Raw genomic sequence first — 2509 nt, forward strand, 5'->3', positions numbered from 1 at the left:
GGTCGCCAATGTATTTGAACAGAACCGGGTATTCGAACAGAACCGGGGAGGTGGACCGAGATCGTGAGCAGATATCTGCGGATCACATTGGAACGCCGCGGCGTCAGCGCCGTTGCGCGGTTGCTCGACGACGAGGCCCCTCGCACCGCCGAGGCGGTATGGCAGGCCTTGCCACAGGGGGGTCAGGTCTATCACGGAAAGTTCGCACGCAACGAGATCTACACACTGGTGCCGGCATTTGCCGCTGCCGAGCCAGGGCTCGAGAACACCACTGTCACACCGATACCGGGAGACCTCTGCTACTTCACCTTCGACGGCACGTTGGAAAACGCCGCCTATGGATACGAATCGGAGAGCGCGGCCCGCGGCCACCGGGTGCTGATCGATCTCGCGGTCTTCTACGGCCGCAACAACCTGCTGATCAACGGTGACGTCGGATGGGTACCGGGCAATGTCTTCGCGACCATCGAGGAGGGTCTCGGGGAGTTCGCGGCGGCCTGCAATGATGTCTGGATGGGCGGCGCGCGCGGTGAAACGTTGATCTATCAGAGGGTGGAATGATGCCCGAGCCCACAAAACCCGTGGTTTCGCCCGGCAAGCGGTTGTCGCGAGCCAGGGTCCTCGAGCCGCTGGTCCAGGAATCGACTCCGGCGATCATCGCGCGGCAACTGCGCAACGCGATCGCCGGTGGTGACTTCCCGCCGGGCTGCCAATTGACCGAGTCCGGCCTTGCCGCTGAACTCGGCGTCAGCCGGGGCCCACTCCGGGAGGCGATGCAGCGACTCACGCAGGAAGGTCTGCTCGTGAGTCACCGCAACCGTGGACTGTTCGTGATCACCATGGACGACGACGACATACGGGACATGTACGTCGCCCGAACCGCGGTCGAACGAGCAGCCCTCGAGCAGGTGATCCTGCGAACCCCGGATGAAGCGGCCGCCGTCCTCGCCGGGTGCGTGACCGAGATGGAGCGTTACGCCGACGATCCGAACGGTCCGCAGATTGCGGACGCGGACATGGCGTTTCACCACACACTCGTGCAGCTTTCCGGTAGTCCACGATTGTCTCGTCTCCACGAGACGATCCTGGTCGAAACCCGGATGTGCCTCGGCGCGATGCGCGGAACGTATGTGTCGTCGGCGGAACGGATCGATGAGCACCGCCGAATCGTCGACGCGATCGAAGCCCGCGACATGAAACGTGCCGACGAGGTCATGATCGGCCACATGCGCGATGGGCTGAGCCGAATCATCGCCGAACCCGGTGTGGCGTCACACTTCCCGGGTTCTGACATCGAGCCCAGTCCGGACGTACCCGTGAACCCGCTACCCGGGACCAAAAACTGAAGTGATCCAGCGACCGGCGCTGGCGATATCACCCGAGGAGGCCATCACCGACGAAACCGACGTCATACCTGCTTTCAAGTAAGTGGAAGTAGATGTTTGTGGGCCTCGAAGACACCGAGATCGATTGAATGTCTTCAGTTTTGAGGAGGTATCGATGAGCCCGGATATCAAGAAATCAAGTTCTGAAGTACCGCCCGGATTCCCGGATCCGGATTCGCCTGAAGGTAAGAAGCTCCTACGCAAGGCCATTGGGGCATCGGCCATCGGCAACGCGACCGAGTGGTACGACTACGGCGTCTACGCCGCGACCACCACCTATCTCACCCAGACCTTCTTCCCGGGGGATCTCGGCACGATCGGCACGATGCTCGGCTTTGCCATCTCGTTTGTGCTGCGGCCGCTCGGCGGCATGGTCTGGGGTCCGATCGGTGATCGAATCGGTCGAAAAGCTGTGCTGGCCATGACCATTCTGCTCATCTCCGGCGCCACGGCGATGATCGGCCTGCTGCCGTCGCATGCGACGGTCGGGGTGTGGGCCCCGATCATGCTGATCGCGCTGCGTGTGGTCCAGGGATTCTCCACCGGTGGTGAGTACGGCGGCGCCGCGACCTTTATGGCCGAATATGCGCCTGACAAGAAACGCGGCAAGTACGGCAGCTTCCTCGAATTCGGTACGTTGGCCGGCTTTGTCATCGGTACAGCGTTTGTCCTGCTCTTGGAGCTGCTCCTGACCGACGACCAGATGCAGACGTGGGGCTGGCGCGTGCCGTTCCTGTTCGCCCTGCCGCTGGGCCTGGTCGGTCTGTATCTCCGAAATCAGTTGAACGACACCCCGGTGTTCACCGAGATGGAAGACAAGGAACAGATCGAGGGATCTGCGTGGCAGGCGTTCAAGGACCTGCTGACAAACCATTGGCAGCCGATCCTGGTGATGTTCGGTCTGGTGATCGCGCTCAACGTCGCCAACTACACATTGCTCGCGTACCAGCCGACGTATCTCAAGACAACGATCGGTATGACCGAGACGACCGGCACCATGGTGATCCTGATCGGCGAGCTGGCCATGATGGCCTGCATCCCGTTCTTCGGGGCCTGGTCGGACAAGATCGGTCGAAAACCCATGTGGTGGGGTTCGCTGATCGGACTGTTCGTGTTCGCGCTGC

At 61.7% G+C, this 2509-nt stretch carries 3 protein-coding genes; all 3 read left to right on the forward strand.

Features of this window, described 5'->3' with window-relative positions:
* Positions 1-63: 63 nt before the first annotated feature.
* Complete coding sequence (locus VIQ49_RS25225; RefSeq protein ID WP_414731721.1) at positions 64-561, forward strand: DUF3830 family protein; 498 nt, start codon at positions 64-66, stop codon at positions 559-561.
* Entirely contained in the window at positions 558-1346 is a 789-nt protein-coding gene (locus tag VIQ49_RS25230; protein ID WP_331889326.1) for a GntR family transcriptional regulator, read from the forward strand. The genes VIQ49_RS25225 and VIQ49_RS25230 overlap by 4 nt, the downstream gene beginning before the upstream one ends.
* 154 nt (positions 1347-1500) lie before the next feature.
* Positions 1501-2509, forward strand: a 1009-nt coding sequence (locus tag VIQ49_RS25235) for an MFS transporter (protein WP_331889327.1), incomplete at its 3' end; no start/stop codon positions are given.

The organism is Williamsia sp. (genome assembly GCF_036566845.1).
Taxonomy (GTDB): Bacteria; Actinomycetota; Actinomycetes; order Mycobacteriales; family Mycobacteriaceae; genus Williamsia.